The organism is Amycolatopsis melonis (genome assembly GCF_040064235.1).
GTDB lineage: Bacteria > Actinomycetota > Actinomycetes > Mycobacteriales > Pseudonocardiaceae > Amycolatopsis > Amycolatopsis melonis.
Genome location: NZ_JBDZYD010000006.1, coordinates 375,153 through 398,936 on the forward strand (window position 1 = coordinate 375,153; position 23,784 = coordinate 398,936).

Genomic DNA, 23,784 nt, shown 5'->3' on the forward strand with positions numbered 1-23,784 from the left:
TGGGGTACGGTGGTGGCCAGTGGGGCGGAAGGGAAGCCCCGTGGCCGTCGGAGGTGGCTCGCCACCGAAGGCGGTAGGGAGGTGGAGGCCGTGTTCCTCGGCACCCACACCCCGAAGCTGGACGACAAGGGGCGGCTCGCGCTGCCCGCGAAGTTCCGTGACGCCTTGGCGGGTGGGCTGATGGTCACCAAGGGGCAGGACCACTGCCTCTTCGTCTTCCCCCGCGCCGAGTTCGAGCAGATGGCGCGCAAGGTCGCCGAGGCCCCGTTCACCAACGAGGCGGTTCGGGCCTACCAGCGCTACCTGTTCGCCGGCACGGACGAGCAACGCCCGGACGGGCAGGGGCGCATCACCATCGCGCCCGAGCTTCGCCGGTATGCGGGGCTCAGCAAGGAGTGCGTGGTGATCGGGGCGATCACCAGGCTGGAGATCTGGGACGCCCAAGCGTGGCAGGCGTACCTGGAGGAACACGAAGACAGCTACGCGAAGGCTCGAGAGGAAGTACTGCCGGGCGTCTTCTAGGCGTGCGGTCGCGGTGCACCTTCGTCGTCGGGGGACGAAGAGGTTCGCCCGTCCGCGCGAGGAGGGGAAGCCCACCCGGATGCCGTGAGGCCTCTGTCCGCTCAACAGCCCTGGTGCACCTTCCCCGGTACCAGGTCCGCAGCGGGCGGACAGGGACCTGACGGCATCCGCCATATTTCCCCCGGGCCGCCCAGGCAGAAAGGGGGAGGGAACGATGACGGCACCCGAGCACGTGCCGGTGCTGCTCGACCGGATCGTCGAGCTGTTCACTCCCGTGTTCGCCGACCGCGACGGCGTCCTCGTCGACGCGACGGTCGGCCTCGGCGGGCATTCCGATGCCCTCCTCGAAGCCTTCCCGCGGCTGCGGCTCGTCGCGCTCGACCGGGACCCCGCCGCGCTGGAGAAGTCGCGGGAGCGCCTGGCCCGCCATGGTGACCGCGTCGACTTCGTGCACACCGTCTACGACGGGCTCCCGGAGGCGCTGCGCAGCGTGGGCCTCGCCAAGGCCGACGGGATCCTCTTCGACCTCGGCGTCTCGTCGATGCAGCTGGACCGCGCCGAACGCGGTTTCGCCTACGCCAAGGACGCCCCGCTCGACATGCGGATGGACCCGACCACCGGGTTCACCGCCGCGGACGTGCTCAACACCTACCCGCCCGGCGAACTCGTCCGCATCCTGCGGGACTACGGCGAGGAACGCTTCGCGCAGCGGATCGTCAAAGCCGTCGTGGCCGCACGGGAGAAGGAGCCGTTCACCACCAGCGGACGGCTGGTCGAGCTGCTCTACGACGCCGTGCCCGCCGCCACCCGCCGCACCGGCGGGCACCCCGCCAAGCGGACGTTCCAGGCACTGCGGATCGAGGTCAACCAGGAGCTGGAGGTGCTCCGCCGTGCCATGCCCGCCGCGCTCGGCGCGCTGGCGATGCACGGCCGGATCGTCGTCGAGTCGTACCAGTCACTGGAGGACCGGCTGGTCAAGCAGGCGCTGGCCGAGCTGGCGAAGTCCCGCACCCCGGAGGGACTGCCGGTGGAGCTGCCGGGACACGGACCGGAGCTGAAGCTCCTCACGCGGGGTGCCGAGAAGGCAGGCGAAGAGGAGATCGAACGGAACCCGCGCGCCGCCTCGGTGCGGCTGCGGGCCGCAGAGAGGATCGGAGAGCCGCGATGACCGCTCCCGCGAAGTCCCGCCGCCGGACCGCGCCGGCGACGCGGGGACGCAGCGAGGCCGCCCGCACGGCCACCGCCGAGCCGGACCCGCAGACCCTCGACCCGGGCCAGGCCGCGCCGCGGCGCGCGTCCCGTGGCCGCACCTCGGCCGCCGAGCGGGCCTACGCGCGCCGCGCCCAGCGGGCCGACCTGCTCAAGGACCGCGAGCCGCGTCCCGCGCCGAAGGCCGAGCCGGGTGAGCCGAAGCAGAAGGTCAAGCTCAAGCTGCGGCTGGTGCCGAAGTCGCGGGCGTCGTTCGTGCTGATGATGATGGCGCTGCTGGCCGTCGGCGTGGCCGCCACGCTGTGGCTGACCACGCAGGCGATCGCGGACTCCTACCGGCTCGAACAGCTGCGCACCACCAACGCCCACCTGGCCGAGACCAAGGAACAGCTGCAGCGCGACGTCGCCAAGGCCGAGTCGCCCGCCTCGCTGGCCCCCGCGGCCCAGCAGCTGGGCATGGTGCCCGGCGGCGACCCGGCGCGGATCGTCGTCGGTCCCGACGGCAAGACCTCGCTGGTCGGCGAGCCGAAGAAGGCCAAGGCCGACACGCCGCCGGTGGAGACCGCGCCGCCGGTCGCGGCCGCCGCGGGCACCCAGTCCCAGCAGGGCGCGCCGATCGAGGGCGACCAGCCCGCCGTGCCCGCCGAGGAACAGCCTCCCGCCCAGCCGGGAGGCGGCCAGTGACGGCTTCGAACCGGGGCCGGGCCCGCCCGCGCACCGCGGGGAGCGCGCGCCGCACCTACGCGGCCGGGACCCGCAGCGCGGCCGCGCGTCGCGGCAACGGCGGGCACCGCAGCCGGTTCTCCGCCGTGCGCATGCTGCTGGTCGCCGTCCTGCTGGTGGCGGGCGGGAAACTGGTGCAGGTGCAGTGGTTCGAGGCCGGGGCGCTGTCCGCCGCGGCCGAGCGGCAGCGCACGCAGACCATCGACATCCCCGCCCAGCGTGGGTCCATTGTGGACCGCAACGGCGCGAAGCTCGCGTTCAGCGTCGAGGTCCGCTCGCTGGCGGTGAACCTCAAGGCGCTGCGCAAGAACATGGACGACCTCAAGGCGAAGAACCCCGCCACCAAGCGGACCTTCGACACCGAGACCGCCGAAGCCGCGAAGTACATCGCGGCCAAGGTGCCCAGCCAGCTGACCGAGCAGCAGCTGCTGGACCTGCTCCGCAAGCCGGCGTCGTTCACCTACCTCGAGCACGACGTCGAGCCGTCGGTCGCCACCGACATCCAGAAGCACTTCACCTGGATCAGCATCGAAAAGCGCGCGAAGCGCGAGTACCCGGGCGGCAGCCTGGCGGCGAACATCGTCGGTGCCGCCAACTGGCGCTCCGACGACCCCGACGTGTCCAAGCACAACCTGCACGGCCTGGTCGGGCTGGAGCTGATGCGCGACAACGACCTCGCGGGCACGCCGGGCCGGATGCTGGTCAACACCAAGAACGGCAGCGACAACGTCGTCATCCCCGGCACCGAGCGCGACCTGCAGGCCGCCGTCCCTGGCTCGGACCTCGAGCTGACCATCGACTCCGACCTGCAGTACGAGGTCCAGCGCCAGCTGTCCGACTACGTGCAGCAGACGCACGCCAAGGGCGGGCAGGCCGTCGTCCTCGACGCCAAGACCGGCGAGGTCTACGCGCTGGCCAACGACAAGACGTTCGACCCCAACGACCAGTCCACCTGGACCACCGACGACATGGCCGACCCCGCGGTCACCACGCCGTTCGAGCCCGGGTCGGTCAACAAGGTCGTCACCGCCACCGGGGCGATCGACTCCGGCATCGCGACGCCGGAGTCGACCATGCAGGTGCCCGGCTCGCTGCAGGTCGCCGACCGGACCGTGCACGACGCCTGGAACCACGGCACGCAAACGTTCACCACCACCGGCATCTTCGCCAAGTCCTCCAACGTCGGCACCCTGCTGCTGGCGCAGAAGCTCGGCGCAGAGCACTACAGCAACCTGCTCAAGCTGTTCGGCCTCGGCCAGCGCACCGGCGTCGGCCTGCCCGGCGAGAGCGCGGGCAGCGTCCCGGCCCGCAGCCAGTGGTCGGCGAGCACCTTCGGCAACCTGCCCATCGGGCAGGGCCTGTCGATGACCATCCTGCAGATGGCCGGGATGTACCAGGCGATCGCCAACGACGGCCTGCGCGTCGAACCACGCATCGTCAAGGCGAAGGTCAACCCGGACGGGGTCACCGTGCCCGAACCGGCGCCGAAGGCGGTCCGGGTGGTCAGCCCGCAGACGGCGAAGACGGTGCGGGACATGATGCGGTCGGTCACGCAGAAGGGGAAGGGCCAGCAGAGCGGCACGGCGCCGTCGGCGGCGGTCGAGGGCTACCAGATCTCCGGCAAGACGGGCACCGGCCAGCAGGTCGACCCGCGGACGAAGGCCTACAGCGACCACCTGTACAACATCACCTTCGCCGGCATCCTGCCCGCCGACCACCCGCGGTTCGTGGTGGGCATCCGGCTGGACGCACCCGACACGACGCTGCCTGCCGGGCACAACGCGGCACCGTTGTTCCACAGCATCGCTTCCTACCTCACGCAGCGGTTCCAGATCCCGCTGTCGGACGGCCCTTCGCCGCAGGTCCCGCTCGTCATCCAGTAACGACAGTCCGTCAGGGCCCCCTCACTCCGGTGAGGGGGCCCTGACCGTCCACATCGGTCTGCCGGCGGGAAACCGTTGCGGCGCAAGCGAGTCCCCGGCGCCGCCTAGCACATGTGCCGGAACCGCGTGCAATCGCCGTACCGCGTGCGGGTGCCCGAACCGGCCGCCGGTAGCCTCTTGGCCGTGTCCGTGTCCTCGTCCAGTTCCCAGGTGCCGGAAAGCCCGGTGAAAGCGGTGCCCGCGCCGCCCCGCCCGGCGCGCATCGACCCGGTCCCGCTGGCGACGCTGCTCGCCAGGGCGGACGCGCGTCTCATCGCCGACCGGCCCGACGCCGCCGAGCTCACCGTCACCGGCACCACGCTGCGCGCGCAGCACGTGCTGCCCGGTGACCTCTTCGCCGCGCTGCCGGGCGCCCGCGCCCACGGCGCCGACTTCAGCGACCAGGCCGTCGCGGCCGGCGCGGTCGCCGTCCTCACCGACGCCGCGGGCGCCGAGCGGCCCGCCCTGCGCGACGCCGGTGTCCCGATCCTCGTGCACCCGGACCCGCGTGCCGCGCTCGGCGAGATCGCCGCGTGGATCTACGGCGAGCCGTCCCTGCGGCTGGCCGTGCTCGGGGTCACCGGGACCTCCGGCAAGACCACGACGTCCTACCTGGTCGACGCCGGGCTGCAGGCCGCGGGCCTGACCACCGGCCTGATCGGCACGGTCGAGACCCGGATCGCCGGCGAACGGCTGGCCAGCGGGTTCACCACGCCGGAGGCGCCGGACCTGCAGGCGCTGCTGGCGGTGATGCTCGAACGCGGCGTCACGCACGTGCCGATGGAGGTCTCCAGCCACGCCCTCGCGCTGGGCCGGGTCAACGGCACCCGGTTCGCCGTCGGCGCGTTCACCAACCTCTCCCAGGACCACCTGGACTTCCACAAGGACATGCAGGAGTACTTCGCGGCGAAGTCCCTGCTGTTCGACGGCCGCTCGACGCACGAGGTCGTCGTGGTCGACAGCGCGTGGGGCCAGGCCCTGCTCACCCCGCAGACGATCACGGTGACCACCGACCCGGGCACCGACGCCGCGTGGAAGGCCACCGACCTGCAGGCCACCCCGCACGGGGAGCAGACGTTCACCCTGCACGGCCCCGGCGGCGTCAGCGCGCCTGCCCGGATTCCGCTGCCCGGCGAATTCAACGTCGCCAACGCCGTGCTCGCCGCGGCGATCCTCAGCACCGCGGGCGTGTCCCTGGAGCACATCGTCGCCGGGCTCGCGCAGGTGCAGGTGCCGGGCCGGATGGAGCGGGTCCACGTCGGCCAGGAGTTCACCGCCGTCGTCGACTACGCCCACAAGCCTGCCGCGGTCGCCCAGGGCCTCGACGCGCTGCGGGCCCGCGCCGAGGGCCGGATCATCACCGTCCTCGGCTGCGGCGGCGACCGCGACACCGCCAAGCGCCCGATGATGGGCGAGGCGGCGGCCCGGCGCAGCGACGTCCTGATCGTCACCGACGACAACCCGCGTTCCGAGGACCCCGCGGCGATCCGCGCCGCGATGCTCGCCGGCGCCCGCGCCGTCGGGCCCGCCGAGGGCGGCGAGGTCCTCGAGATCGGCGACCGCCGCGAAGCCATCGCGCACGCCGTCGCGCTCGCCCAGCCGGGCGACATCGTCTTCCTCGCCGGCAAGGGCCACGAGTCCGGCCAGGAGGCAGGCGGCGTCGTGCACCCGTTCTCCGACCGCGACGAGCTGGCCGCGGCCATCCGCAACAAACTCGAGGTGAGTGTGTGATCGTGCTCAGCCTGGCCGAGATCGCCGACGTCGTCGGCGGACGGCTGCACCGCGCCGAGCCGGGCGCGCAGGTGACCGGCACCGTGGAGTTCGACACCCGGAAGCTCACGCCCGGCGGCCTGTTCGCCGCCCTGCCGGGGGAGAAGGTCGACGGCCACGACTTCGCCGCGCAGGCCGTCGAGGCCGGTGCGGTCGCGGTACTGGCCGCCCGCGAGGTCGACGCGCCCGCGATCGTCGTCCCGCCGGTCGGCGAGGGCGAGGCCCACGCCCGGTCGGTCGCGCTGACCGGCGACAAGGACGGCTCCGGCGCCGCGGTGCTCGCCGCGCTGGCCAAGCTCGCCCGGCACGTCGTGCAGCGGCTGTCCGAAGGCAACCTGACCGTCGTCGGCGTCACCGGCTCCTCGGGCAAGACCTCGACCAAGGACGTCATCGCCCAGCTGCTCGAACCGCTCGGCCCGACGGTCGCGCCGCCCGGGTCGTTCAACAACGAGCTGGGGCACCCCTGGACCGCGCTGCGGGCCGACGCCGAGACCCGGCACCTCGTGCTGGAGCTGTCCGCGCGCGGGCCCGGGCACATCGCCCACCTCGCCGAGATCGCGCCGCCGAAGATCGGCGTGGTGCTCAACGTCGGCAGCGCGCACGTCGGCGAGTTCGGCTCGCGCGAAGGCATCGCGAAGACCAAGGGCGAGCTGGTCGAGGCACTGCCCGCGGACGGTGTCGCGGTGCTCAACGCCGACGACCCGCTGGTCGCGGCCATGGCGAGCCGGACGAAGGCCCGCGTGGTGTTCGTCGGCGAGAGCGCGTCGGCGCAGGTCCGCGCGGCGGACATCACCGTCGACGACCAGGCCCGCGCGTCCTTCCGGCTGATCACCCCGGACGGCGAGGCCGACGTCAAGCTGCCGCTGCACGGCGAGCACCACGTCGGCAACGCGCTGTCCGCGGCCGCGGTCGCGCTGGAGCTGGGCGTGCCGACCGAGGAGATCGCCCGGCGCCTCTCCGGGCTGGAACGGCGGTCCGCGCGGCGCATGGAGGTCGTCACCCGCGCCGACGGCGTCACGATCCTCAACGACTCCTTCAACGCCAACCCCGAGTCGATGCGCGCGGGCCTGAAGGCGCTCGCGGCGATGACGCGGGAGACCGGCCGCCGGTCCTGGGCCGTGCTCGGCGTGATGGGCGAGCTGGGCGCCGACTCGGTCACCGCCCACGACGAGATCGGCAGGCTCGTCGTCCGGCTCAACATCAACAAGCTCGTCGTGATCGGCCCCGAGGCGGCGGCCATGCACCAGGGGGCGTTCCAGGAGGGTTCCTGGGGCGAGGAGTCCACCCTGGTACCCGACGTCGAGGCCGCCGTCGCCCTGCTGCATGATCAGCTCCGTCCCGGGGACGTGGTGCTGGTCAAGGCCTCCAAGGCCGCCGGACTCTGGCGTGTCGCCGAAGCCCTGCTCGAACCCCGGGAATCCGACAACTCCGAGAATCGCTCGAACGGTGGTGACGCGTGATCAGCATCCTGATCGCGGCCGCGGCGGGCCTGCTGATCTCCATCCTGCTCACGCCCTACCTGATCCGGGTCTTCTCCCGGCAGGGCTTCGGCCAGGAGATCCGCGAGGAAGGCCCCCAGGGACACAAGTCCAAGCGCGGTACCCCGACCATGGGCGGCGTCGCGATCATCGTCGCGATGGTCGTCGGGTACTTCGCCGCGCACCTGATCAACTGGATGTTCAACTCCCGCAGCGGCCCGCCGACGGCGTCCGGGCTGCTCGTCCTGATGCTCGCGGTGGGCCTGGGCATCGTCGGGTTCCTCGACGACTTCATCAAGATCCGCAAGCAGCGCAACCTGGGGCTGAACAAGACCGCGAAGCTGGTCGGCCAGCTCGTGGTCACCGTCGCCTTCGCGGTGCTGGTGCTGAACTTCCCGAACGAGCAGGGGCTCACCCCGGCGTCGGAGAGCCTGTCCTACGTCCGCGACCTCGCGCTGATCACCTTCCCGTCGGTGATCTTCGTGATCTTCTGCTACATCGTGATCTCCGGCTGGTCGAACGCGGTGAACTTCACCGACGGCCTCGACGGCCTGGCAGGCGGCTCGGCGGCGATGGTGCTGGCGACCTACGTCGTCATCTCGTTCTGGCAGGAGCGCCTCAACTGCGCGAACGGCCCGGCGGCCGCCTGCTACGACGTCCGTGACCCGCTGGACCTTGCCGTGGTCGCCGCCGCGGCGACCGGCGCCTGCGTCGGGTTCCTCTGGTGGAACGCGGCCCCGGCGAAGATCTTCATGGGCGACACCGGCTCGCTGGCCCTCGGCGGCCTGGTCGCCGGCCTGTCCATGACCACCCGCACCGAGCTGCTCGCCATCGTCATCGGCGGCCTGTTCATGGTCGAGATGATCTCGGTGGTCGCGCAGATCGCGGTGTTCCGCACGACGCGGCGGCGGCTGTTCCGGATGGCGCCGTTCCACCACCACTTCGAGCTGGCCGGGTGGGCGGAAACCACGGTGATCATCCGGTTCTGGCTGCTGTCGGCGATCTGCTGCATGTTCGGCCTCGGCCTGTTCTACAGCGAGCAGCTGGGCGTCGGCGGCTGACATGGATGTCGCTGGTCGTCACGTTCTGGTCGCCGGTGCCGGGGTCACCGGCAAGTCGGTGGTCCCCGTGCTGGTCGACCTCGGCGCCCGCGTCACCGTCACCGACGGCAACGCCGAGCGCCTGGCCGAGCTGGACGGCCTCGGCGCCGAGCTGGTGCCCGGCCTGACCGAGCCGCCCGACGACGTCGCCCTCGTCGTCACCAGCCCCGGCTGGCGGCCGACGTCTCCGCTGCTCGTCGCCGCCGCCGAGGCGGGTATCGAGGTCATCGGCGACGTCGAGCTGGCCTGGCGCGTCGGGCAGCTGCGCGAGCACCCGCCGTCCTGGCTCGTGGTCACCGGCACCAACGGCAAGACGACCACCGCGGGCATGCTCGAGTCGATCCTCAAGGCGGCCGGCGCGAACGCCGTGGCCTGCGGGAACATCGGCTACGCGGCACTGGACGCGGTCCGCGCGGGCTACGACGTGCTGGCCGTGGAGCTGTCGAGCTTCCAGCTGCACTGGTCCTCGACGCTGGCCCCGGACGCCGCCGTGGTGCTGAACCTCGCCGAGGACCACATCGACTGGCACGGCTCGATGGCGGAGTACGCCGCCGCGAAGGGCCGGGTGTACGCCCGCGCCAAGGTCGCCGTGCACAACGCCGACGACGACTGGTCGGCCCGGATCGCCGCCGAGCACGCGCCGGACAGCGCCCGGCGCATCGGGTTCCAGCTGGACACCCCGCGGGCAGGCGAGCTGGGCCTGGTCGAGGACCTGCTGGTCGACCGCGCCTTCGTCGCCGACCCGGCGACCAGTGCCGAGGAGCTGGCCACCCTCGCCGACGTCCGCCCGGCGGGCCCGCACAACGTCTCCAACGCCCTCGCCGCGGCCGCGCTGGCCCGCGCGCACGGCGTCTCACCGGAGGCCGTGCTCAAGGGCCTGCGCGAGTACCAGCCCGCCCCGCACCGGGCCGTCGAGGTCGCCGAGATCGGCGGCGTCCGGTACGTCAACGACTCGAAGGCGACCAACCCGCACGCCGCCGCGGGGTCCCTGCGTGCCCACCAGTCGATCGTGTGGATCGCCGGGGGCCAGCTGAAGGGTGCCTCGGTCGACGAGCTGGTGGGCAGCATCGCCGGCCGGCTCCGCGGCGTGGTGCTCCTCGGCGTCGATTCACCCGTGATCGCCGCCGCGGTTGCGCGACACGCGCCGGATGTCCCGGTGAACAGCCTCCGTCCGGGTGACGATGAACCCATGACTGCGGCGGTGAGTGCGGCCAGCGCGATGGCCCGGCCCGGTGACGTGGTGCTGCTCGCACCCGCCGCGGCGTCGTTGGACATGTTCCGCAACTACGGTGAGCGCGGCGACGCGTTCGCCGCGGCGGTGCACGCCCTTCGCGACGACGCAGCGGGGGAGCCGAGTGACCGGACCTGAGCAGAAGACCGAAACACCGCCGAAACGGCCGCGCCGCGAGCGCAAGGAGAGCGGCTTCGTCGCGTTCCGGACCGCGCTGACCGCGTGGCTCTCGCGCCCGCTCGCGTCGTTCCACCTCGTGCTCGCCCTCACCGGCGTGCTCACCGTCATCGGCATCGTCATGGTGCTGTCGGCGTCGTCGGTGGCGTCCTACAACCCGAAGACCGGCAGCGGGGTGTACTCGCTGTTCGTCAAGCACGTCGTGTTCGTCGCGATCGGCTCGGTCGTGTTCTGGCTGGGCCTGCGCGTGAAGCTGGAGCGGATCCGGCGGATGTCGGCCACGATGACGGTGCTCTGCCTCGGCCTGCTGGTGCTGGTGCTGACGCCGCTCGGGTCGGAGGTCAACGGCTCGCGGGGCTGGTTCAAGATCGGCGACTTCACCTTCCAGCCGGTCGAGGCCGCGAAGGTCGCGCTGGCGTTCTGGGGTGCCCACATCCTGGTGATCAAGTACAACGTGATCCACCAGTGGCGGCACCTGCTGGTGCCGGTGGTGCCGATCGCGCTGCTGATGTTCGCCCTGGTCATGCTGCAGCCGGACCTCGGCGGCACGATCACCCTCGCCGTCGTGCTGCTCGCGCTGCTGTGGTTCGCCGGCGCCCCGAAACGGCTGTTCGGCGTGATCCTCGCCGGTGGGCTGGCGGGCGTGCTCGTGCTGGCCGTCATCGCGCCCTACCGGCTCGCCCGGGTCATGTCGTTCCTCTCGCCGGACGCCGACACCAGTGCCGCGGGCTTCCAGGCCAACCAGGCCAAGCTGGCGCTGGCCGACGGCGGGCTGCTCGGCAAGGGCCTCGGCCAGGGCGCGTCGAACTGGGGCTACCTGCCGAACGTGCAGAACGACTTCATCTTCGCCCTGGTCGGCGAGGAGCTCGGGCTGGTCGGCTGCGTCGTCGTGCTGGCCCTCTTCGCCGGGGTCGCCATCGTGGGCCTGCGGATCGCCACCCGCAACATCGACCCGTGGATCCGGATCGTGGCCGGCACGCTGACGGTGTTCCTGGTCGCCCAGGCAGGCATCAACATCGGCTACGTCGTCGGCCTGCTGCCGGTCACCGGGGTCACGCTGCCGCTGATCTCCTACGGCGGCACCTCGCTGGTGATCACCATGCTCATCATGGGCGTGCTCGCGAACGCCGCCCGGCACGAACCGGAGGCGGTGGCCGCGCTGCGCACACAGGGGCCGGGTAAATTCGGGCGTCTGCTGCGGCTGCCCGCGCCCGACCCGTACCGCCCGCCCGCCACCCGCAAGGGGGCCGGGCGCAGCGGGGCGAAGGCGGCCAGGCCCGCGCCCCGTGCGGCGCGGCCCGCCCCGGCGCAGGAACGACGCAGGTCGGTCCGCGAACCGGTGCGCCGCAGCGCGGCACGGACGAGCACGGCCACGTCTCGCGGCGGGGCCGCGCGGACAACAGCGAGCCGTGGTACCCGGAGTACCGCGAACCGGAGAGGTCATAGGTGAGTAACCCCGTCAAGGGAGCCGAGCGGTCCGCCGCGGGCAGGGCGCCCGTGGTCGTGGTCGCCGGAGGTGGCACCGCAGGACACATCGAACCCGCCCTCGCCCTGGCCGACGCCGTCAAGCGGCTGCGCCCGGACGCGACGGTCGTGGCGCTGGGCACCGAGCGCGGCCTGGAGAACAAGCTCGTCCCGGCCCGCGGGTACGAGCTGGAGCTGATCCCGCCGGTGCCGCTGCCGCGCAAGCCGACGCCGGAGCTGATCCGGCTGCCGCTGAAGGTCCGCGACTCGGTGCGCCGGACCCGCGAGGTGCTCGACCGCGTCGGCGCGGACGTCGTCGTCGGCTTCGGCGGCTATGTCGCGCTCCCGGCCTACCTGGCCGCGCGCGGGCGCGTCCCGATCGTCGTGCACGAGGCCAACCAGTCGCCGGGCCTGGCGAACAAGGTCGGTGCCCGGTTCGCCCGGCGCGTGGCGGTGGCCGTGCCGGGGACGCCGCTGCCGAAGGCGGAGGTCGTCGGGATCCCGCTGCGGCGGTCGATCACGTCGCTGGACCGTCCCGCGCTGCGCGCCGAGGCCCGCAAGCACTTCGGGCTGGACCCGGACGCGCCGACGCTGCTGGTGTTCGGCGGTTCCCAGGGCGCGCAGTCGATCAACGCGGCCGTGTCCGGCGCGGCGAAGGACCTGGCCGACGCCGGGATCGGCGTGCTGCACGCGCACGGCCCGAAGAACACGCTGGTGGTGCAGGAGTTCCCGGGCAAGCCGGCGTACGTGCCGGTGCCGTACCTGGAGCGGATGGACCTGGCCTACGCCGCGGCCGACGTCGCGGTGTGCCGCTCGGGCGCAATGACGGTCGCCGAGGTGACCTCGGTCGGGCTGCCCGCGGTGTTCGTCCCGCTGCCGATCGGCAACGGGGAGCAGGCCACCAACGCCCGGCCCGCGGTCGACGCCGGGGCCGCGCTGATGGTCGCCGACGCCGACCTCACCCCGGCGAAGGTCGCCGACCTGGTCGTCCCGCTGGTCACCGACGCCGACCGCGTCGCCAAGATGGGCGCGGCGGCCGTCGGCATGGGCCACGGCGAAGCCGACGAAACCCTCGCCCGCATCGTCCTGGAGGCCGCCGGTGCCTGACCTGCCTGAAGAGCTGCGCCGGGCGCACCTGATCGGGATCGGCGGTGCCGGGATGTCCGGCATCGCCCGGATCCTGCTGGCCCGCGGCGCTTTCGTCTCCGGTTCGGACGCCAAGGAGTCGCGCGCGCTGCTGTCGCTGCGGGCCCAGGGCGCCGAGCTGTTCGTCGGCCAGAGCGCCTCCAACATCTCGGCGCTGGCGCAGCCGCCGTCCGCGGTGGTCGTCTCGACGGCCATCAAGGAGACCAACCCGGAGCTGGCCGCGGCGCGGGCGGCGGGCATCCCGGTGCTGCACCGGGCCGAGGCGCTGGCCGGGCTGATGGAGGGCCACCGCGTCGCCTGCATCGCGGGCACGCACGGCAAGACGTCGACGACGTCGATGCTCACGGTGGCGCTGCAGCACTGCCGGATGGATCCGTCGTTCGCCATCGGCGGCGACCTCAACGAGTCCGGCGCCAACGCCCACCACGGCGAGGGCGGCATCTTCGTCGCCGAGGCCGACGAGAGCGACGGCTCGTTCCTGACCTACACGCCGTCGGTCGCGGTCGTGACCAACGTCGAGCCCGACCACCTGGACCACCACGGCACGCCCGAGGCCTACACGAAGGTCTTCACCGACTTCCTCGACCGGATCGACCCGGACGGCCTGCTGATCGTCTGCGCCGACGACGAGGGCGCCGACGCGCTGGGTGACGCCGCCGCCAAGCGCGGGATCCGGGTGCAGCGGTACGGCTACTGGGTCAGCGGCCCCGACGACGCCAAGGTCATGTCCTACGAGCCGCGGCCGGACGGCGGGGTCGTGCGGATCTCGCTGAAGACCAAGCTGATCGACGTCCCGGTCGCGGTGCCCGGCGACCACATGGCGATGAACGCGCTCGCGGCCCTGCTGGCCGGGATCGAGCTGGGCGCGCCGGTCGAGGGCATGATCGAGGGGCTCGGGGCGTTCGGCGGCGTCCGGCGCCGCTTCGAGTTCAAGGGCCGCGCGGGCGACGTCCGCGTCTACGACGACTACGCCCACCACCCGACCGAGGTGTCCGCGCAGCTGCGCGCGGTCCGCACGGCGGCCGGCTCCGGGCGGGTGATCGTGGTGTTCCAGCCGCACCTGTACTCGCGGACCAAGACGTTCTCGGCGGAGTTCGCCGAGGCGCTGTCCCAGGCCGACGAGGTCGTCGTGCTGGACGTCTACGGTGCGCGCGAGGAGCCCGAACCGGGCGTCACCGGCGCGCTCATCGCCGACCGGGTCACGGTGCCGGTGCACTACGAGCCCGCGTTCGACGTCGCCGCCGGCCTGGTGGCCGGGCTGGCCAAGCCGGGCGACCTGGTGGTGACCATGGGTGCCGGCGACGTGACGCAGCTGGGCCCGGAAATCCTCGCCGAGCTGGACAAGCGCTGAGCCGATGAGTCCGACCAGGGAACGCCGCCGTCCGTCCGAAGAGGACGAACAGGAGCGCGCTGCCCTGGCCAGGCAGCGGCGCGGGCGGCGCTCCGAAGAGGAGCGCCGCCGCACCCGCGCGACGCGTCCGTCGCCGCGCAACCGGCCCAACCGGCAGGTGGAGATCCGCCGCCGGTGGGTCGCGCTGCTCACCGTGCTGACCGTCGTCGCGGCGATCTACCTGCTGTTCTTCAGCTCGATGCTCGGCGTGAAGGACGTCGAGGTCGCCGGCGCGCGGACGGTGCCCGCCGACCAGATCCGCGCGGTGGCGGCGGTGCCGCCGGACAAGCCGATGCTGCGGCTGAGCACGGACGAGATCCGCGACAAGGTGGCGGCGATGCCCGGCATCGCGACGGTCGAGGTGTCCCGCTCGTGGCCGAACACGGTCGAGATCACGGTGACCGAGCGGACGGCGATCGCGTTCTTCGACAGCGGCCCGGGCGGCGACGGCGTCCACCTGGTTGACGGCGGCGGCGTGGTGTTCAAGACGGTCGCGGCGCGCCCGCCGGGCCTGCCGGAGCTGAAGCTGCCCAAGGTGTCGGCCGACGACCCGGTGACCCGCGCGGTGACGGCGGTACTGGGCGTGATCCCGGAGCAGCTGCTCAAGCAGGTCACGACGGCGACGGCGAAGACGCCGGCGAGCGTGGAGTTCACCCTGGCCAGCGGCAAGATCGTCCGCTGGGGGACGGCGGAGCAGACCGACCGCAAGGCGAAGGTCCTGGCGGCGCTGCTCACCCAGGAGGGCAAGATCTACGACGTCGCGGCGCCGGAACTGCCCACCATCACCTCCTGATTTCCGTTTTTCGTGCACCCGGGTTCCCGTATGCCGTACGATCTCGTATGGCATACGGAAAAGAGGAGGGCGCTCATGACGATCCTGGTGACGGGCGCGACCGGCAGCGTCGGCCGCCTGGTGGTCGACGAACTGCTGGCCGCGGGCGCGTCCGTGCGGGCGCTGACCGTCGACCCCGGACGCGCGAAGCTGCCGGGCGAGGCGGAGGTCGTGGTCGGGTCGCTGGCCCGCCCGTCGACGCTGCCGCAGGCGCTGAAGGGTGTCTCGGCGGTGTATCTTGCGCCGATGGCACGGACGGCCGGGCGGTTCTGCGAACTGGCGGCCGAGGCGGGCATCGAGCGGGTCGTCGCGCTGTCGGGCAGCAGCGTCGGCGACGATCACGAAGGCTCCAGCGGCCACGAGTACGGCGCCGTCGAGGCCGCGGTCCGCGAGGCGGGTTTCGCCTGGACGTTCCTGCGGCCCGGCGCGTTCATGAACAACACCCTCGGCTGGGCGGACATGGTCCGCGCGGGCGAGGTCCGGTCCGCCTACGGCGACGCGACCCAGACGCCCATCGACCTCGGCGACATCGCCGCGGTGGCCGCCCGGGTCCTGGTGTCGGACGGCCACATCGGCGTCACGCACGTCCTCAGTGGACCGGAGGCGATCAGCCAGCGCGGGCAGGTCGAGACGCTGGCTTCGGTGCTGGGCAGGGAAATCCGGTTCCACGAGCTGACGCGCGAGGAGCAGCGCGTGCAGTGGGTCGAAGCCGGTATCCCGGAAACGGCCGTCGACTGGCTGCTCGACGGCTTCGAGGAAACCGTGCGGCACCCGCAGGTGCCCACCGGCGTCGTCGAGAAGCTTCTGGGACGGCCGGGAACGACCTACGCGGAGTGGGCGGCGGCGCGGCGGGAGGTGTTCTCCTAGGCGCTCGCACCGGGCCTGCGCTCGGCCGGCCGGCAGTCAGACGCGGGTGCGGGTCATCCCGGCGAGGGCGATCAACGGGAGCGCACCGGCGAAGACGACCACGGCCGTCCAGCCGCCGAGGTGGTAGGCGATCGAGCCGGCCTGGGAGCCGATGGCGCCGCCGATGAAGAACGTGCCGAGGTAGACGCTGTTGATCCGCGCGCGTGCCGACGGGTCGAGCTGGTAGATCGTGTGCTGGCCGGACACCAGCGTGGCCTGCACCGCCATGTCGACGGCGATCGCGGCGACGGCCAGCAGGACGACGCTGTGCGCACCGAAACCGGCGAGCACGAAGGCGGCGGCGCACAGCACGAAGGCGCCCGCGGTGAGCCGGCGGCCGTGGCCGTGGTCCGACCACCGCCCGGCCAGCGGCGCCACCGCGGCGCCGGCGGCCCCGGCCAGCGCGAACAGGCCGACGCCGAGCTGGGTGTAGTTGAACGGGGGAGCGGTCAGGACGAAGGCGATGGTCGTCCAGAAGGCACTGAAGGCCCCGAACATCGCGGACTGGTACAGCGCCCGGTGCCGCAGCGCGGGGTGTTTCCGCGCCATCGCGAAGGTCGAGCGCAGCAGCTGTCCATAGTGGACGTCGGTCTTGGGTGCCCGCCGCGGCAGGCTGAACCGCAGCACGACGGCGAGCACGGCCATCGCGCCGGCCGAGATGAGGAAGACGGCGCGCCAGCTCGTCACTTCGGCCAGCAGGCTGGCGAAGACCCGCGAAAGCAGGATGCCGAAGAGCAGCCCGCTGACCACGCGCCCGACGATCCGGCCGCGGATGTCGTCGGGCGAGAGGTCGGCGGCGAAGGGAATGAGGATCTGCACGACCACCGACGCGGCCCCGACGAGCAGGGAGGCGATCAGCAGGACGGCGAACCCGGGCGCGAGCCCGGTGACGACCAGCCCGCCGCAGGCGAGCGCGAGCAGGGTCGCGACCAGACTCCGGTTTTCGAGGCGGTCCCCGAGCGGGACGAGCAGCAGCATCCCGGCGGCGTACCCGATCTGGGTGGCGGTGACCACGCCCCCGGCGGCGGCCTCGCCGATCCCGAAGGTGTGCCGCAGCTCGGCAAGAAGCGGCTGGGCGTAGTAGAGGTTGGCGACGGTCAGTCCACAGGAGACGGCCAGCAGCAGCACGAGCCACGCGGGTGGAGCGTCCTGCCTGGTCCCGGTCCCCGGTTCGATCATGCGGCCGAGGGTACCAGTTAAACCGGTTCCGGAGTACGGTGGTCCGCATGCCGGAAAGATTCCGCTCGGGAGCGGGCCGCCTGTGCCTCGACTTCGTCCGCACGCTGCGCTACCGCGGCACTCCGTCGGAGGTGGAGGAGCTGCCGGACGGGACGGCCTGGGGCGCGTGGATCGACCAGCTGGGACCGTTTTCCGCTCCGGTACGCCCGGCTTCGGCGCGTGAAGCGGTGGCGTTGCGCGAAGCGGTGTACGAGCTGCTCACGGGCCCGGTGCGCCCCGCGACACGGCAGCGGCTGAACCGCTTCGCGGCGTTGCCCGCGCCCGCGCCTTCGCTGGCTTCGTCGGGCGAATTGCGTTGGCAGGCAGCGGATCCCGCGTCGGCGATGTTGTCGCTGCTGGCCCGGGATGCGCTGGAGCTGGTCACTTCGCCGGAGTTCGCGCGGGTCCGGCGGTGTGCTGGTCCCCGGTGTGGCGCGTTGTTCCTGGACACGTCCCGCCCGGGGACGCGGCGGTGGTGCTCGATGGAGGTGTGCGGGAACCGGGTGAAGAAGTCGACTTATCGAGCCAAGGCCGCTGCTTCTTGAGGGGGTGTGCGTCCGCGCTCCCAAAATTGTCGTACCCCTCTGGCAGAGTCCCTGCCATGACCGAACGACCCCCGCGTCCCGCCATTCCGCTCACCGGCGATGAGCGGGACATCCTCACCGCCCAGCTCGACTACCTGCGTGCCACCGTTGCCTGGAAAGGCGGCGGCCTCACCGACGAACAGGCCCGGCGTGTCCACCTGCCCAGCGAACTGACCACTGTGGCCGGGCTACTGAGCCACCTCACCCTGAACGAGTGGTACTGGTTCGCCGTCGTCGTCGACGGCGAAGAGGACACCTGGGAGGAACGCCTCAAGCACGATCCCGACGCGGAGTTCCGCACCGACGCGCCGGTGTCCCGGCTGCTGGAGGACTACGCGAAGCAGTGCCGACGCAGCCGGGACATCGTTGCCGGGCACGGTCTCGACGACCAGGTGACGCACAACGGCGAGACGTTCAACGTCCGCTGGGTCGTCACGCACATGATCGAGGAGACCGCGCGGCATGCCGGTCACCTCGATCTGCTGAGGGAGCTGACCGATGGCCTCACCGGGGAGTGACCCGCCGCGGTGGCAGCGGGAAGAACCCGCTGGTCCGCTCGACGTAGTGCGCGTACGCTGGGCGGGTACGGGCCATGCCCTTCTCCAGCAACGGTTTTCCCGTCCCGCGGACGAGGGTGAACGTCATCGCGACGGGGGAGAGGATCGTCGCGGCGCCCGGCCACGTCGAGCAGGCCAGCAGGTACAGGCCCCACCACACGCACGCGTCGCCGAAGTAGTTCGGGTGCCGCGTGTAGCGCCACAGCCCCGTGTCGAGCACGCGGCCGCGGTTGGCCGGGTCCGCCTTGAACCGGCGCAGCTGCTCGTCGCCGATCGTCTCGAACGCGAACCCGAGCAGCCACACCGCTGTGCCCAGCCAGCCGAGCACGCCGATTCCCGTGCCGTCCATCGCGAACTGCACCGGCAGCGACACGAAGTACAGCACCACGGCCTGGAACAGGTAGACCCGCACGAACATCCGGAGCGGCCCGTGCCCCATCCGCGCGTACCGCGGGTCCTCGGGCAGCTTGTGGTTGCGCAGGTGCAGGTGCAGCGACAGGCGCACGCCCCAGACCACCGTCAGCGCCAGCACGGTGAGCCGCAGGGACAGCGGGCCGTCGCCGAGAGGGAACGCCGCCAGCGCCACCAGCGCGAAGCCGAGCCCCCAGAACGTGTCGACCGTGTCGTAACGCTTGCGGGCCAAGGCGATTCCGAAGGTCACGACCACCGCCACGAGCGTGACGGCGGCCGTGACGAGCAGCTGCGGCATTCAGCACCACTCCCGCGTCGGCGGCAGGCCCGTCGTGCCGTCCGGGTGCGTCCGCACCGCCAGGATCTGGTCCACGCCCATCCGGTTCTCCTCGAACGCCAGCGCCCCGCCCACCAGGTACAGCCGCCAGACCCGCGCGCCGGACTCGCCGATCAGCGCGACCACGCCGTCCCAGTTCTCCTCCAGGGTGGCCGCCCAGGCCCGGACCGTCCACACGTAGTGCTCGCGCATCGCGTGCACGTCCCGGATCTCCAGCCCGGCCGCCTCCAGGTGGTCCAGGGTGCGGCCGACCGGGCGCATCGTCATGTCCGGCGCGATGTAGCGCCCGATGAACGCACCGCCGCCGGGCTCCGCGGCCCCGCGGGACATCTGCTGGAGCAGCACCCGGCCACCCGGCTTGACCATCCGGTGCAGCGTCGCGGCGTACTGCGGGTAGTTGATCTCGCCGACGTGCTCGCCCATCTCGACCGACGCGATCGCGTCGAACGGCGCGTCCGGCAGCTCGCGGTAGTCCTGCTGCCGCACCTCGACCCGGTCGGCGAGATCGAGCTGGGCGATGCGGCCGCGCGCGTGCTGCGCCTGCTCGGCCGAGAGCGTGATGCCCACCGCCTCGACGCCGTGGTGCTTGGCCGCGTGCACCAGCAGCGAGCCCCAGCCGCAGCCGATGTCGAGCAGCCGCATCCCCGGCCGGAGCCCGAGCTTGCGGCAGATCAGCTCCAGCTTGTCGTGCTGGGCCTGGCCGAGACTGTTCGACTCCGCCGTGAAATACGCGCTGGAGTAGGCCATCGTGTCGTCGAGCAGCAGCTGGAAGAGGGCGTTGCCGGAGTCGTAGTGATGGGCGATGGCGGAGCGGTCGCGGCGCAGGCTGTGCAGCCTGCCCGACAGCCGGGCCTCCTCGGCGGGCGGCTTCGGCGGCAGCCCCACGACGCCGAGGCGGGCGGCGAGCGAGAGCGCCTCGGCCCACTCGCGCGGTCCGAGCCGCGGCCGCCGCAGCTGCCCCGCGCGGGTGAGGGACCAGATCCGGCGGAAGCCGTCCGTCAGGTCTCCCTCGACGTCGAGATCACCGCGGACGTAGGCGCGGGCGAGCCCCAGCTCGCCGGGCGCGTAGAGGAGGTGACGCAGGGCGCGGCGGTTGCGCAGGACCACGGTGGGCGCGTCCACCGGGCCGGCGCGGGTTCCGTCCCAGGTCTTCAGGCCAACGGGAAGCGGCCCGCCGAGGAGTTTCCCGGCGAACGAGGCGAGGCGGTGCGCGGTGCTGTTCGGCATGTCCGTGATTCGCACTCCGCGGCGGCGGGGATTGGTCACCGCTCCCGCCAATCCGATCCGGGCCCGGCTGCGAAGCACCCCTGTGGAGATCACGGGAGAACGCATCGCCGTCATCGGCAGCGGGGTGGCCGGGCTGACTGCCGCCTACCTGCTGCAACGCCAGTACGAGGTCCTGCTGTTCGAAGCCGACGACCGCCTGGGCGGGCACGCGCACACCCACGACGTGCCGAGCGCGCACGGGGGCACCATCGGCGTGGACTCCGGCTTCATCGTGCACAACGAGCGCACCTACCCGACCCTGCTGCGGCTGTTCGCCGAACTCGGCGTGCAGACCCGCGACACCGAGATGTCGATGAGCATCCGCTGTGACGGCTGCGGCCTGCAGTACGCCGGCGCGAAGGGGCTGCCGGGGCTGTTCGCCCAGCGCGGCAACCTCGTCCGCGGCCGCTACCTGCGGATGCTCGCCGAGGTGAAGCGGTTCTACCGGCACGCGAAGCGGCTGCTGGCGGCGAAGGAGGACGCCGGTGACGTCACCCTCGGCGCGTTCCTCGCCGTCGGCGGCTTCACCCGCTACTTCGTCGACCACTTCATGCTGCCGCTGGTCTCGACGGTCTGGTCGGCCGATCGCACCGACACCCTGAAGTACCCGGCGCGGTACCTGTTCGAGTTCTTCCGCAACCACGGCATGCTCTCGATCGGGAACTCGCCGGTGTGGCGGACGGTCGCCGGCGGGTCCCGCGAGTACGTCGAGCGCGCGGCCAAGCAGCTCACCGCGGTCCACCTCTCGACGCCGGTGCGCTCGGTGCTGCGGACCGCCCGCGGCGCCGAAGTCCGCGACGACGCCGACACCCCGCACCGCGTCGACAAGGTCGTCCTCGCCACGCACGCCGACCAGGCCCTGGCGCTGCTGGCCAACCCGACCGCCGCCGAACGCGCGGTGCTCGGCGCCTTCCGCTACTCGGCCAACGAAGCCTGGCTGCACACCGACACCGGCGTGCTGCCCACGCTGCCCGGCGCGCGGGCCGGGTGGAACTACCGCGCCCCGGCCTGCGGTGCGCCGACCGGCGCGGTGCAGGTCAGCTACGACATGAACCGCCTGATGCGGCTCGACGAGCCGACCGGCTACGTCGTCACGCTCAACCCGGGGGAGGGCCCGGAAAAGACGCACCTGGTCGCGCGGATGCGCTACGAGCACCCCGTCTACACGCCGGAATCCGTTGCGGCGCAACGACGGCTGCCGGAACTCAACGACGGCGTGCTCGCATACGCGGGCGCCTACCACGGCTGGGGTTTCCACGAGGACGGCTGTGCCTCGGGCGCGCGGGCCGCCGAAAGCCTGGGAGCGGCCTGGTGACGACCGCGCTCTACGACGCCACGGTCGCGCACGTGCGGCGGATCGACCCGCCGCACGCCTTCGCGCACCGCCTCTACCTGTGGCGCGTCGACCTCGACGACCTCCCGCGGCTGCCCTGGTGGCTGCGGCCCTTCGCGCGCTTCGACCGCCGTGACCACTTCGCCGCCGCGGACCCGCGCGGCATCCGGGAGAAGCTGGACGCGTGGCTCGCCGGGCGCGGTGTCGACCTGCGCGGCGGCCGGGTCGTGATGCTCGCCGCCGCGCGCGTGCTCGGGTACGTGTTCAACCCGATCACCGTCTACTGGTGCCACGACCCCGGCGGCAGGCTGGTGTGCGTCGTGGCCGAGGTGCACAACACCTACGGCGGGCGGCACGCCTACCTGCTGCGGCCCGACGAGACGGGGCGCGCCCGCGCGGCCAAGGAGTTCTACGTGTCGCCGTTCCAGGAAATGGACGGCGAGTACCGGATGCGGCTGCCGCGCCCGGAGGCCCTGCTCGACCTCACCGTGGCGTTGCGCCGCGGGACGGCGACGCCCCTGGTCGCTACGCTGCGGGGAGTTCGCCGCCCGGTGAACCCGCGGTGGCTGGCCCGGCTCGTGCTGGCCCGGCCCCTGCTCCCGCAACGGGTGTCCGTGCTGATCCGCCGTCACGGCGTCGCGTTGTGGCTGCGGAAGGCCGCGGTCGTGCCGCGCACCCCGCAGACCGCCGGAGGACAGCTGCATGGATGAGCAGGCCCGCAGGCGGCACATCGCGCCGGTGCCCGCCGAGGTCCCGGCGGGCCCGACGGCGGAAGAGCTGATGGTGCGCGTGGCCAAGGGCGACGAGCGGGCGTTCGAGCTGCTCCACGACCAGCTCGCCGGCCCGATCTTCGGGCTCGTGCGGCGGATCGTGCGCGACGCGGCCCAGTCCGAGGAGGTCGCCCAGGAGGTCCTCGTCGAGCTGTGGCGCACCGCGACGCGCTACTCGCCGGGCAAGGGCTCGGCGCTGAACTGGGCGATGACACTGGCCCACCGCCGCGCGGTCGACCGCGTCCGCTCGGCCCGCGCCAGCACCGAGCGCGAGCAGAAGGCCACCTTCGAAGCCGCCCGCGGCCGCCCGTTCGACGAGGTCGCCGAGTCCGTCACCGCCCGGCTCGAACGCTCGCAGGTGCGCCGGTGCCTGTCCTTCCTGACCGACCTGCAGCGCGAGTCCGTGCTGCTCGCCTACTACCAGGGCTATACGTATCGCGAGGTGGCCGAAGTGCTGTCGACGCCGCAGGGAACCATCAAGACGCGCCTGCGGGACGGGCTGATCCGCCTGCGGGACTGCCTGGGGGTGACCGGGTGAGCCCGCCCGAGATGCACACCCTGGCCGGTGCCTTCGCCCTCGACGCGGTGTCCGACGTCGAGCGCGCGGAGTTCGCCCGCCACCTCGACCAGTGCGAGTCGTGCGCGCAGGAGGTCGCCGAGCTGCGCGCGACCGCGGCCCGGCTCGGCGCGGCGATGGCCGAAGAGCCGCCGCCGGGGTTCAAGGACCGCGTCATGGCCGCCATGCACGCGACCCGCCAGCTGCCGCCGCGGACCGCGCCCGGCTCGCCCGACCGGCCCCGCCGGACCGTCCGGGCTCCGCGGTGGGCGGTGCTCGTGTCGGCCGCGGCCGCCGTCGTCGGCCTCGCCGCGGGCGGGGTGTTCGGCGGGATCGCGCTGACCCAGCAACGGGAACTTCAGGCCGCGCAGAGCCGCCTCGACCAGGCGAAACGGCAGTACGAGCCGGTCGCGGCGCTGCTCGCGGCCCCGGACGCCAAGGCCGCGCACGGCCAGGCACCCACCGGCGGCGGCGTCACGGTCATTGCGTCGCGGTCGCTGAACCGGGTGATGGTGATGGACGCCGGCCTGCCGGCCCAGCCGGGCGGCAAGGTCTACGAGGCCTGGCTGATCACCGGTTCGGCCGCGCCGCGCTCGGCCGGGGTGCTGCCCGCGGGCCCGGACGGCTCGCTGGTCGTGGCGGACGGCGTCGGCGACGCCGACCACGTCGCGCTGAGCGTCGAGCAGGCGGGCGGTTCGCCCTCCGGCGCCCCCACGGACGTGCTGATGAGCATGGCCCTGCCTGCCTGATCCGGTGCCATAGCAGACGGGCCCGCGGGGGTGCTCGCGGCCCGTCGCTCTTGCGCGCCCGAAGGTGTTGTGGCAAAACACCTTTGCGACACACGGCGTGCCTACTGGATTAGAGCGTGCCTGGTGCCTACCG

22 protein-coding genes are annotated in these 23,784 nt (G+C 72.6%); 19 read left to right on the forward strand and 3 right to left on the reverse strand.

Translation table 11 applies throughout. From position 1 onward, the window contains the following. The first annotated feature begins 90 nt into the window (after window positions 1-90). The 13 genes from mraZ to ABJI51_RS18820 all read left to right on the forward strand — a co-directional run bounded on the left by mraZ (window position 91) and on the right by ABJI51_RS18820 (window position 15,831). On the forward strand, window positions 91-522 hold the full coding sequence (gene mraZ, locus ABJI51_RS18760) for a division/cell wall cluster transcriptional repressor MraZ (RefSeq protein ID WP_004561064.1): 432 nt from the start codon (window positions 91-93) through the stop codon (window positions 520-522). Between the two features lie 214 nt (window positions 523-736). Further along, complete coding sequence (gene rsmH, locus ABJI51_RS18765) at window positions 737-1,690, forward strand: 16S rRNA (cytosine(1402)-N(4))-methyltransferase RsmH (protein WP_348952321.1); 954 nt, start codon at window positions 737-739, stop codon at window positions 1,688-1,690. Then, a complete protein-coding gene (ftsL, locus tag ABJI51_RS18770) occupies window positions 1,687-2,415 on the forward strand; it encodes a cell division protein FtsL (RefSeq protein ID WP_348952322.1) in 729 nt (242 codons plus the stop codon). The genes rsmH and ftsL overlap by 4 nt, the downstream gene beginning before the upstream one ends. After that, the gene (locus tag ABJI51_RS18775; RefSeq protein WP_348952323.1) at window positions 2,412-4,337 is read left to right on the forward strand and encodes a peptidoglycan D,D-transpeptidase FtsI family protein; all 1,926 of its coding nucleotides are present in this window, start codon (window positions 2,412-2,414) and stop codon (window positions 4,335-4,337) included. The genes ftsL and ABJI51_RS18775 overlap by 4 nt, the downstream gene beginning before the upstream one ends. A 225-nt stretch (window positions 4,338-4,562) precedes the next feature. Next, window positions 4,563-6,107, forward strand: coding sequence for a UDP-N-acetylmuramoyl-L-alanyl-D-glutamate--2,6-diaminopimelate ligase (locus tag ABJI51_RS18780; protein WP_348952437.1), 1,545 nt, complete (start codon window positions 4,563-4,565; stop codon window positions 6,105-6,107). Beyond that, window positions 6,104-7,606, forward strand: coding sequence for a UDP-N-acetylmuramoyl-tripeptide--D-alanyl-D-alanine ligase (locus ABJI51_RS18785; RefSeq protein WP_348952324.1), 1,503 nt, complete (start codon window positions 6,104-6,106; stop codon window positions 7,604-7,606). The genes ABJI51_RS18780 and ABJI51_RS18785 overlap by 4 nt, the downstream gene beginning before the upstream one ends. Further along, window positions 7,603-8,685: a phospho-N-acetylmuramoyl-pentapeptide-transferase gene (mraY, locus tag ABJI51_RS18790; protein WP_348952325.1), complete on the forward strand. Its 1,083-nt coding sequence runs from the start codon at window positions 7,603-7,605 to the stop codon at window positions 8,683-8,685. The genes ABJI51_RS18785 and mraY overlap by 4 nt, the downstream gene beginning before the upstream one ends. A 1-nt stretch (window position 8,686) precedes the next feature. Beyond that, entirely contained in the window at window positions 8,687-10,093 is a 1,407-nt protein-coding gene (murD, locus tag ABJI51_RS18795; protein ID WP_348952326.1) for a UDP-N-acetylmuramoyl-L-alanine--D-glutamate ligase, read from the forward strand. Continuing rightward, window positions 10,080-11,582: a putative lipid II flippase FtsW gene (gene ftsW / locus ABJI51_RS18800; RefSeq protein ID WP_348952327.1), complete on the forward strand. Its 1,503-nt coding sequence runs from the start codon at window positions 10,080-10,082 to the stop codon at window positions 11,580-11,582. The genes murD and ftsW overlap by 14 nt, the downstream gene beginning before the upstream one ends. Continuing rightward, complete coding sequence (gene murG / locus ABJI51_RS18805) at window positions 11,579-12,703, forward strand: undecaprenyldiphospho-muramoylpentapeptide beta-N-acetylglucosaminyltransferase (RefSeq protein WP_348952328.1); 1,125 nt, start codon at window positions 11,579-11,581, stop codon at window positions 12,701-12,703. The genes ftsW and murG overlap by 4 nt, the downstream gene beginning before the upstream one ends. Beyond that, window positions 12,696-14,093 (forward strand): UDP-N-acetylmuramate--L-alanine ligase, encoded by a 1,398-nt coding sequence (gene murC, locus ABJI51_RS18810; protein ID WP_348952329.1) that lies wholly within the window; start codon window positions 12,696-12,698, stop codon window positions 14,091-14,093. Before murG ends, murC begins: the two co-directional genes overlap by 8 nt. A 4-nt stretch (window positions 14,094-14,097) precedes the next feature. Continuing rightward, window positions 14,098-14,925, forward strand: a complete 828-nt coding sequence (locus ABJI51_RS18815) for a cell division protein FtsQ/DivIB (RefSeq protein WP_348952330.1) — start codon at window positions 14,098-14,100, stop codon at window positions 14,923-14,925. Between the two features lie 75 nt (window positions 14,926-15,000). Then, window positions 15,001-15,831, forward strand: coding sequence for an NAD(P)H-binding protein (locus ABJI51_RS18820; RefSeq protein WP_348952331.1), 831 nt, complete (start codon window positions 15,001-15,003; stop codon window positions 15,829-15,831). Window positions 15,832-15,867: 36 nt separating this feature from the next. Here the strand turns inward: ABJI51_RS18820 and ABJI51_RS18825 are convergent, their stop codons facing one another. Continuing rightward, window positions 15,868-17,049: an MFS transporter gene (locus tag ABJI51_RS18825; protein WP_348952332.1), complete on the reverse strand. Its 1,182-nt coding sequence runs from the start codon at window positions 17,047-17,049 to the stop codon at window positions 15,868-15,870. Between the two features lie 47 nt (window positions 17,050-17,096). Here ABJI51_RS18825 and ABJI51_RS18830 point away from each other — a divergent pair, with 47 nt between their 5' ends. Both ABJI51_RS18830 and ABJI51_RS18835 read left to right on the forward strand, forming a co-directional pair. After that, on the forward strand, window positions 17,097-17,633 hold the full coding sequence (locus ABJI51_RS18830; RefSeq protein WP_348952333.1) for a CGNR zinc finger domain-containing protein: 537 nt from the start codon (window positions 17,097-17,099) through the stop codon (window positions 17,631-17,633). A 56-nt stretch (window positions 17,634-17,689) separates the two neighbouring features. Continuing rightward, window positions 17,690-18,190: a DinB family protein gene (locus ABJI51_RS18835; protein WP_348952334.1), complete on the forward strand. Its 501-nt coding sequence runs from the start codon at window positions 17,690-17,692 to the stop codon at window positions 18,188-18,190. On the opposite strand, the gene ABJI51_RS18840 is transcribed toward ABJI51_RS18835, so the two are convergent. After that, window positions 18,177-18,938: a DUF1295 domain-containing protein gene (locus ABJI51_RS18840; RefSeq protein ID WP_348952335.1), complete on the reverse strand. Its 762-nt coding sequence runs from the start codon at window positions 18,936-18,938 to the stop codon at window positions 18,177-18,179. The two genes, ABJI51_RS18835 and ABJI51_RS18840, sit on opposite strands and share 14 nt — an antisense overlap. After that, window positions 18,939-20,204: a class I SAM-dependent methyltransferase gene (locus tag ABJI51_RS18845; RefSeq protein WP_348952336.1), complete on the reverse strand. Its 1,266-nt coding sequence runs from the start codon at window positions 20,202-20,204 to the stop codon at window positions 18,939-18,941. It lies immediately after the preceding gene. Window positions 20,205-20,286: 82 nt separating this feature from the next. On the opposite strand from ABJI51_RS18845, the gene ABJI51_RS18850 reads away from it, so the two are divergent. The 4 genes from ABJI51_RS18850 to ABJI51_RS18865 are packed head-to-tail and all read left to right on the forward strand — an operon-like array spanning window position 20,287 to window position 23,651. Next, window positions 20,287-21,558, forward strand: coding sequence for an NAD(P)/FAD-dependent oxidoreductase (locus ABJI51_RS18850; RefSeq protein ID WP_348952337.1), 1,272 nt, complete (start codon window positions 20,287-20,289; stop codon window positions 21,556-21,558). Continuing rightward, window positions 21,552-22,286 carry a DUF1365 domain-containing protein gene (locus ABJI51_RS18855; RefSeq protein ID WP_348952438.1) on the forward strand — a complete coding sequence of 245 codons (735 nt, stop codon included), beginning with the start codon at window positions 21,552-21,554 and terminating at the stop codon, window positions 22,284-22,286. Before ABJI51_RS18850 ends, ABJI51_RS18855 begins: the two co-directional genes overlap by 7 nt. Next, window positions 22,279-22,884, forward strand: coding sequence for an ECF RNA polymerase sigma factor SigK (sigK, locus tag ABJI51_RS18860; protein WP_348952338.1), 606 nt, complete (start codon window positions 22,279-22,281; stop codon window positions 22,882-22,884). The genes ABJI51_RS18855 and sigK overlap by 8 nt, the downstream gene beginning before the upstream one ends. Continuing rightward, entirely contained in the window at window positions 22,881-23,651 is a 771-nt protein-coding gene (locus ABJI51_RS18865; RefSeq protein ID WP_431605628.1) for an anti-sigma factor, read from the forward strand. Before sigK ends, ABJI51_RS18865 begins: the two co-directional genes overlap by 4 nt. Window positions 23,652-23,784 lie beyond the last annotated feature (133 nt).

Excerpts from the sequence above, each read along its gene's own strand:
- ABJI51_RS18820 (WP_348952331.1), top strand. The coding sequence starts at position 15,001 with ATGACGATCCTGGTGACGGGCGCGACCGGCAGCGTCGGCCGCCTGGTG.
- ABJI51_RS18845 (WP_348952336.1), bottom strand. The coding sequence starts at position 20,204 with ATGCCGAACAGCACCGCGCACCGCCTCGCCTCGTTCGCCGGGAAACTC.
- ABJI51_RS18840 (WP_348952335.1), bottom strand. The coding sequence starts at position 18,938 with ATGCCGCAGCTGCTCGTCACGGCCGCCGTCACGCTCGTGGCGGTGGTC.
- ABJI51_RS18835 (WP_348952334.1), top strand. The coding sequence starts at position 17,690 with ATGACCGAACGACCCCCGCGTCCCGCCATTCCGCTCACCGGCGATGAG.
- ABJI51_RS18830 (WP_348952333.1), top strand. The coding sequence starts at position 17,097 with ATGCCGGAAAGATTCCGCTCGGGAGCGGGCCGCCTGTGCCTCGACTTC.
- sigK (WP_348952338.1), top strand. The coding sequence starts at position 22,279 with ATGGATGAGCAGGCCCGCAGGCGGCACATCGCGCCGGTGCCCGCCGAG.
- ABJI51_RS18815 (WP_348952330.1), top strand. The coding sequence starts at position 14,098 with ATGAGTCCGACCAGGGAACGCCGCCGTCCGTCCGAAGAGGACGAACAG.
- murD (WP_348952326.1), top strand. The coding sequence starts at position 8,687 with ATGGATGTCGCTGGTCGTCACGTTCTGGTCGCCGGTGCCGGGGTCACC.
- ABJI51_RS18825 (WP_348952332.1), bottom strand. The coding sequence starts at position 17,049 with ATGATCGAACCGGGGACCGGGACCAGGCAGGACGCTCCACCCGCGTGG.
- ftsL (WP_348952322.1), top strand. The coding sequence starts at position 1,687 with ATGACCGCTCCCGCGAAGTCCCGCCGCCGGACCGCGCCGGCGACGCGG.
- rsmH (WP_348952321.1), top strand. The coding sequence starts at position 737 with ATGACGGCACCCGAGCACGTGCCGGTGCTGCTCGACCGGATCGTCGAG.